This window comes from Salmonella sp. SJTUF15570, from assembly GCF_043357055.1.
GTDB lineage: Bacteria > Pseudomonadota > Gammaproteobacteria > Enterobacterales > Enterobacteriaceae > Salmonella > Salmonella enterica.
Map to the genome: position 1 here is coordinate 1 of NZ_JBEUKJ010000027.1, position 6,846 is coordinate 6,846.

Annotated in this window: 5 protein-coding genes; 3 read left to right on the forward strand and 2 right to left on the reverse strand. The window is 57.6% G+C overall.

Translation table 11 applies throughout. The features are described 5' to 3' along the window. The first annotated feature begins 63 nt into the window (after positions 1-63). A complete protein-coding gene (locus ABVN44_RS24475) occupies positions 64-768 on the forward strand; it encodes an IS6-like element IS26 family transposase (protein ID WP_001067858.1) in 705 nt (234 codons plus the stop codon). Between the two features lie 101 nt (positions 769-869). Then, positions 870-1,349 carry an Rrf2 family transcriptional regulator gene (locus tag ABVN44_RS24480; RefSeq protein ID WP_000888203.1) on the forward strand — a complete coding sequence of 160 codons (480 nt, stop codon included), beginning with the start codon at positions 870-872 and terminating at the stop codon, positions 1,347-1,349. Positions 1,350-1,418: 69 nt separating this feature from the next. Here ABVN44_RS24480 and oqxB read toward each other — a convergent pair whose 3' ends face one another. Together oqxB and oqxA are read right to left on the reverse strand one after the other, a co-directional pair. Continuing rightward, a complete protein-coding gene (gene oqxB, locus ABVN44_RS24485; protein ID WP_000347934.1) occupies positions 1,419-4,571 on the reverse strand; it encodes a multidrug efflux RND transporter permease subunit OqxB in 3,153 nt (1,050 codons plus the stop codon). 23 nt (positions 4,572-4,594) lie between these two features. Then, on the reverse strand, positions 4,595-5,770 hold the full coding sequence (gene oqxA / locus ABVN44_RS24490) for a multidrug efflux RND transporter periplasmic adaptor subunit OqxA (protein WP_002914189.1): 1,176 nt from the start codon (positions 5,768-5,770) through the stop codon (positions 4,595-4,597). Positions 5,771-6,089: 319 nt separating this feature from the next. Between oqxA and ABVN44_RS24495 the strand changes: the two genes are divergently transcribed. Further along, complete coding sequence (locus ABVN44_RS24495) at positions 6,090-6,794, forward strand: IS6-like element IS26 family transposase (protein WP_001067858.1); 705 nt, start codon at positions 6,090-6,092, stop codon at positions 6,792-6,794. Positions 6,795-6,846 lie beyond the last annotated feature (52 nt).

Sequence of the window (6,846 nt, forward strand, 5' to 3'; positions counted from 1 at the left end):
GGCACTGTTGCAAATAGTCGGTGGTGATAAACTTATCATCCCCTTTTGCTGATGGAGCTGCACATGAACCCATTCAAAGGCCGGCATTTTCAGCGTGACATCATTCTGTGGGCCGTACGCTGGTACTGCAAATACGGCATCAGTTACCGTGAGCTGCAGGAGATGCTGGCTGAACGCGGAGTGAATGTCGATCACTCCACGATTTACCGCTGGGTTCAGCGTTATGCGCCTGAAATGGAAAAACGGCTGCGCTGGTACTGGCGTAACCCTTCCGATCTTTGCCCGTGGCACATGGATGAAACCTACGTGAAGGTCAATGGCCGCTGGGCGTATCTGTACCGGGCCGTCGACAGCCGGGGCCGCACTGTCGATTTTTATCTCTCCTCCCGTCGTAACAGCAAAGCTGCATACCGGTTTCTGGGTAAAATCCTCAACAACGTGAAGAAGTGGCAGATCCCACGATTCATCAACACGGATAAAGCGCCCGCCTATGGTCGCGCGCTTGCTCTGCTCAAACGCGAAGGCCGGTGCCCGTCTGACGTTGAACACCGACAGATTAAGTACCGGAACAACGTGATTGAATGCGATCATGGCAAACTGAAACGGATAATCAACGCCACGCTGGGATTTAAATCCATGAAGACGGCTTACGCCACCATCAAAGGTATTGAGGTGATGCGTGCACTACGCAAAGGCCAGGCCTCAGCATTTTATTATGGTGATCCCCTGGGCGAAATGCGCCTGGTAAGCAGAGTTTTTGAAATGTAAGGCCTTTGAATAAGACAAAAGGCTGCCTCATCGCTAACTTTGCAACAGTGCCCTCTGCGGTGCTAAAAAGAACAAGATTCACCGCAACCCAGGACACTGCCATGTTAGATTACCGCTTCCCGACAGCTTTGCAGATGGTTCTCAGCGTAGCAATGGCGGAGCAGATGGGTGAACGTTCGACGAGTGCGATTCTGGCCTACGGCCTGGAAGCGAACCCGAGCTTTATCCGTAAACTAATGGTTCCGCTAACTCGTGACGGCATTATCGTCTCCACGCTTGGTCGCAACGGCTCAATTCATCTTGGCCGTCCGGCGGACAAGATCACCCTGCGTGATATCTATCTTTCGGTTATCGAAGATAAAAAACTGTGGGCGTCGCGTCCTGACGTCCCGGCCCGCTGCGTGGTCAGCGCCAACGCCTGCTGGTACTTCAAATCGGTTGCCGATGAAGCAGAGCAGGCTTCGTTAAACGTCCTCGCTCGCCATACCGTGGCCAGCGCGCTGGAGGCGGTCAAAAACGCCGATACCAGCGGCTGCGACCCGGTGCCGGAAATGATCGCCCGCTTTAAAAAAGCGCATTAATCATTTTCTGGTGACGAAAAAAAACCGCCTTCAAATTGTGAAGGCGGTTTTTTTGTTATCTGCTGCAGGCTAGGCGGGCAGATCCTCCTGGACCGGCTTCCTGCGGGTCACCAGTTTCCGTAGCGTCACGTAAAACACCGGCGTCAGGAACAGACCGAAGAGCGTCACGCCCAGCATCCCGGAGAACACCGTGATCCCGGTGACGCCGCGGACTTCCGCCCCCGCGCCGTGGCCGAGGATCAGCGGAATGGTCCCGGCGATAAAGGCGATGGAGGTCATCACGATCGGGCGCAGACGCAGGCGGCATGCCTCCAGCGCCGCTTCCATGATGCCTTTCCCCTGGATCTCCAGCTCGCGGGCAAACTCGACGATCAGAATGGCGTTTTTACAGGCCAGGCCCATCAGGACCACCAGACCCACCTGCACGAAGACGTTGTTATCGCCCCCGGTCAGCCAGACGCCAAACAGCGCGGAGAGCATCGTCATCGGTACGATAAGGATCACCGCCAGCGGCAGGGTCCAGCTTTCATACAGCGCGGCCAGTACGAGGAATGCCAGCAGCACCGCCACCGGGAAGACGATCAGCGCCGTGTTGCCCTGGGTGGCCTGCTGGAAGCTGAGATCCGTCCACTCAATATTCATCCCATTCGGCAGGATCTGCTTCGACAGCTCTTCCAGATGCGTCATCGCCTGCGAAGAAGAGAGGACCCGCGGATCGGCATCGCCAATCAGGTCCGCCGCCGGATAACCGTTGTAGCGGATCACCGGATCCGGCCCGTAGGTGGTACTGATATTCACCATACTGCCGATCGGTACCATTTCGCCCTGATTATTGCGGGTGCGCAGATTGGCGATATCTTCCACGCTCTCGCGGTATGGTCCGTCAGCCTGGGCCATCACGCGCCAGGTACGCCCGAACTGGTTAAAGTCATTGACATAAGACGAGCCGAGATAGGTCTGCAGCGTACCGAACAGATCGGTTAGCGATACCCCCTGCGCTTTCGCCTTATCGCGATCGACCTGCACGTCCAGCTGCGGCACGTTAGCCTGGTAAGTCGAGATCGGGAAGTGCATCCCCGGCGTCTGCATAATCGCCCCGGACATCGCATTCACCGCGCTTTGCAGCGCGCCATAGCCCAGCCCTCCGCGATCCTGGATGTACAGGGAGTAGCCGGAACCCTGACCCAGACCTAAAATCGGCGGCGGCAGGATGGAAAAGCCAAAGCCCTGCTGGATTTGCGCGATTTTGGCGTTGATCTCCGCGTTAATTTCCGCCGCCGTGTGTTTGCGCTGGTCGAACGGTTTCAGGCCAAAAAAGACCGTCCCGGTATTCGGCGTGTTGGTGAACTGCAGCGCGTTAAGCCCCGGGAAAGCGACCGCATAGTCGACCCCTTCGGTATTCATCCCGATCTCGCTCATTTTGCGGATCACCGCGTCGGTGCGCGCCAGCGACGACCCTTCCGGCATCTTCACGCCGCCAATGAGATACAGCTTATCCTGGGTGGGAATAAACCCGCCGGGGACGACTTTAAACATCACCCCAGCGGCGCAGAGCAGCAGCAGGTACACCGCAAACACTGCGCCACGGCGTCCAAGCGTTTTGCCTACCAGTCCCTGATAGCCGTTCGAGCTGCGCAGGAAAAAGCGGTTAAACGGACGGAAAATCCAGCCAAACAGGCGATCGATCAGCCGGGTAGGGAGGTCTTTCTTCGCGCCGTGCGGCTTTAACAGCAGGGCCGCCAGCGCCGGGGAGAGCGTCAGCGAGTTGATGGCCGAGATCACCGTCGAGATGGCGATGGTCACCGCGAACTGTTTGTAGAACTGGCCGGTGACCCCGGAGAGAAACGCCATCGGCACGAACACCGCACACAGCACCAGCGCAATGGCGATAATCGGCCCGGAGACCTCACGCATCGCCTGATGCGCCGCGGCAAGCGGCGCAAGCCCCTCTTCGATATTACGCTCGACGTTCTCCACCACCACGATGGCGTCGTCCACCACGATACCGATAGCCAGTACCAGCCCGAACAGGCTCAGGGTATTCAGCGAGAAGCCCAGCAGATAGAGAATGCTGAAGGTACCCACCACCGATACCGGCACAGCGATCAACGGGATAATCGACGCGCGCCAGGTCTGCAGGAACAGGATCACTACCAGCACCACCAGCACTACCGCCTCCAGCAGCGTCTGCACCACCGCGCGGATGGAGTCGCGGACGAAAACCGTCGGGTCGTACGGCGCCGCCCATTGCATATCTTCCGGGAAGCGGGTGGCCAGCTCGGCCATTTTGGCGCGTACCGCGTTCGACAGATCGATGGCGTTAGCGCCGGGTGACTGGAAGATACCGATCCCGACCGCATCCTTATTGTTGAGCTGGGAGCGCAGCGCATAGCTACCGGAACCCATCTCGATGCGCGCCACGTCGCGCAGGCGGACCAGCGAGCCATCCTGCGCCGTTTTCAGAATGATATTGCCAAACTCTTCTTCGGTATGCAGACGGCCCTGGGCGTTAATGGAGATCAGGAAATCGCTCTCCTGCGGCAGCGGCTCGGCGCCAAGCTGTCCGGCAGACACCTGGACGTTTTGCTCCTGCATCGCCGTCACCACATCCGAGGCCGTCAGACCGCGGGCAGCGACCTTATTGGGATCCAGCCAGACGCGCATCGCATATTCACCGGAGCCAAAAATCTGGATCTGGCCGACGCCGGGCAGGCGCGCCAGCTCATCCTTCACTTTCAGCGTGGCGTAGTTGCGCATATACAGCGAGTCGTACTTCCCGCCGGGGGAGAACAGATGCACCACCAGGGTCAGCGTCGGAGACTGCTTCTGGGTGGTGATCCCCAGACGGCGTACATCCTCCGGCAGACGCGCTTCGGCCTGCGCGACGCGGTTCTGCACCTGAACCTGCGCCTGATCCGGGTCGGTACCCGGGCGGAAGGTGACGGTGGTGACCAGCACGCCGTCGGAGCCGGCGACCGATTTCATGTACATCATGTTTTCAACGCCGTTGATCGCTTCCTCCAGCGGCGTCGCCACGGTCTCGGCAATCACTTTCGGGTTGGCGCCGGGATACTCCGCGCGCACCTGGACGCTCGGCGGGACGACATCCGGATATTCGCTCACCGGCAGCAGTGGGATAGCGATTAACCCGGTGATAAAAATTAAAATCGACAGCACCGCGGCGAAAATCGGCCTGTCGATAAAAAAGCGGGAAAAGTCCATGTCTTGGATTCTCTGATTAGGGATCAGTTAAGGGTGGCGCTGGAGGTCATGGCAACGGTTTTGGCGTTAACCGGCATACCCGGCATAAACACTTTTTGTAAGCCGTCGACGATGACGCTATCCCCAGGATTCAACCCCTTCTGAACGATGCGTAAACCGTCTGCCAGCCGCCCTGGGGTAATGTCGCGGCGCTGTGCTTTACCATCTTTATCAACGATATAGACGTATTTACGATCCTGATCGGTCAGTACCGCTTTGTCGTCGATCAGCGTGGCTTTGAACTCTGCGCTGCCCGGCAGACGCACGCGGGCAAACAGCCCCGGCGTGAACAGACGCTGCGAGTTATCCAGCAGCGCACGCATGCGGATGGTGCCGGTACTCGGCGTTAACTGATTATCGAGAAAATCCACTTTGCCCTGGTGGGGGTAACCCTCCTCGCCCACCAGGCCAATCTCCACCGGGAGCGCCTGATTATCGCTGGACGCGCCTTGCCCGCGGCGGGCGAGGTTTTGATAGTGGAGGTAGGTTGACTCGTCGACGTCAAAGTAGACGTACACCGTCTTTTGCGAGACCAGGGTGGTGAGCACGCTGGCGGTGTCGCCCGCGGTGACCAGGTTACCGCTGGTGATCAGCGCCCGGCTGGCGCGGCCGTCAATAGGGGCGGTCACTTTGGTGAAGTCGAGGTTAAGCTGCGCGGCATCCACCGCCGCCTGCGCGGCGCGAATGTCGGCCTGCGCCTGAACCGCGGCTGACCGGCGCTGCTCCCACTCTTCACGGGAGACGAGGTTGGTATGGACTAATTTATCGGTGCGGTTCGCCTCGCTTTGCGCGAGGCTGGCCTGCGTTTTGGCTCTTGCCAACGCCGCCTGCGCCTGCTCCAGCGCGGCGCGATAGGTTCTGTCATCTATCGTGAACAGCACCTGGCCCTTTTTCACCTCCTGGCCGTCAGTGTAATTCACTTTATCAATGTATCCCGAGACGCGAGGGCGAAGCTGAACGCTCTCCACCGCTTCAATGCGACCGTTAAAACTATCCCACTGACTGATCGACTTCACCAGCACCTTAGCGGCGCTGACCGTCGGGGCGGGAGGCGCAGCATTCTGTGCGACGCTGTCGTCGCAGCCGACGAGCAGAAAGGAGAGCATCATCGCGCCGAGCGCGGTCAGGTGAATGTTTCCCCAGGTTTTTTGCAGGCTCATTATTTTTATTCCGGTAAATGTAGCCGCCGGGCAAGACGCAGCGTGAGAAGCCGCGCCACTTCCTTTGTCCGGGCTGGCTTAAGGCCATTTGTGTCGATCATCGCCACAAAACTGTAACAATTTCGAATACACTATCGCGGCGATTGTAGGAAGGCGCTTAACTAAGTGCAAGAATAATTGTTGCACTTTATGTGCGGTCCAGGGGGGGGATAAAAAACCGCGATCCCGGCGTGGATTTAAATGTAACAATAAAACTGGCACTGTTGCAAATAGTCGGTGGTGATAAACTTATCATCCCCTTTTGCTGATGGAGCTGCACATGAACCCATTCAAAGGCCGGCATTTTCAGCGTGACATCATTCTGTGGGCCGTACGCTGGTACTGCAAATACGGCATCAGTTACCGTGAGCTGCAGGAGATGCTGGCTGAACGCGGAGTGAATGTCGATCACTCCACGATTTACCGCTGGGTTCAGCGTTATGCGCCTGAAATGGAAAAACGGCTGCGCTGGTACTGGCGTAACCCTTCCGATCTTTGCCCGTGGCACATGGATGAAACCTACGTGAAGGTCAATGGCCGCTGGGCGTATCTGTACCGGGCCGTCGACAGCCGGGGCCGCACTGTCGATTTTTATCTCTCCTCCCGTCGTAACAGCAAAGCTGCATACCGGTTTCTGGGTAAAATCCTCAACAACGTGAAGAAGTGGCAGATCCCACGATTCATCAACACGGATAAAGCGCCCGCCTATGGTCGCGCGCTTGCTCTGCTCAAACGCGAAGGCCGGTGCCCGTCTGACGTTGAACACCGACAGATTAAGTACCGGAACAACGTGATTGAATGCGATCATGGCAAACTGAAACGGATAATCAACGCCACGCTGGGATTTAAATCCATGAAGACGGCTTACGCCACCATCAAAGGTATTGAGGTGATGCGTGCACTACGCAAAGGCCAGGCCTCAGCATTTTATTATGGTGATCCCCTGGGCGAAATGCGCCTGGTAAGCAGAGTTTTTGAAATGTAAGGCCTTTGAATAAGACAAAAGGCTGCCTCATCGCTAACTTTGCAACAGTGCC

Coding starts and splice junctions, on each gene's coding strand:
- oqxB (WP_000347934.1), bottom strand. CDS start 4,571: ATGGACTTTTCCCGCTTTTTTATCGACAGGCCGATTTTCGCCGCGGTG.
- ABVN44_RS24480 (WP_000888203.1), top strand. CDS start 870: ATGTTAGATTACCGCTTCCCGACAGCTTTGCAGATGGTTCTCAGCGTA.
- ABVN44_RS24475 (WP_001067858.1), top strand. CDS start 64: ATGAACCCATTCAAAGGCCGGCATTTTCAGCGTGACATCATTCTGTGG.
- oqxA (WP_002914189.1), bottom strand. CDS start 5,770: ATGAGCCTGCAAAAAACCTGGGGAAACATTCACCTGACCGCGCTCGGC.
- ABVN44_RS24495 (WP_001067858.1), top strand. CDS start 6,090: ATGAACCCATTCAAAGGCCGGCATTTTCAGCGTGACATCATTCTGTGG.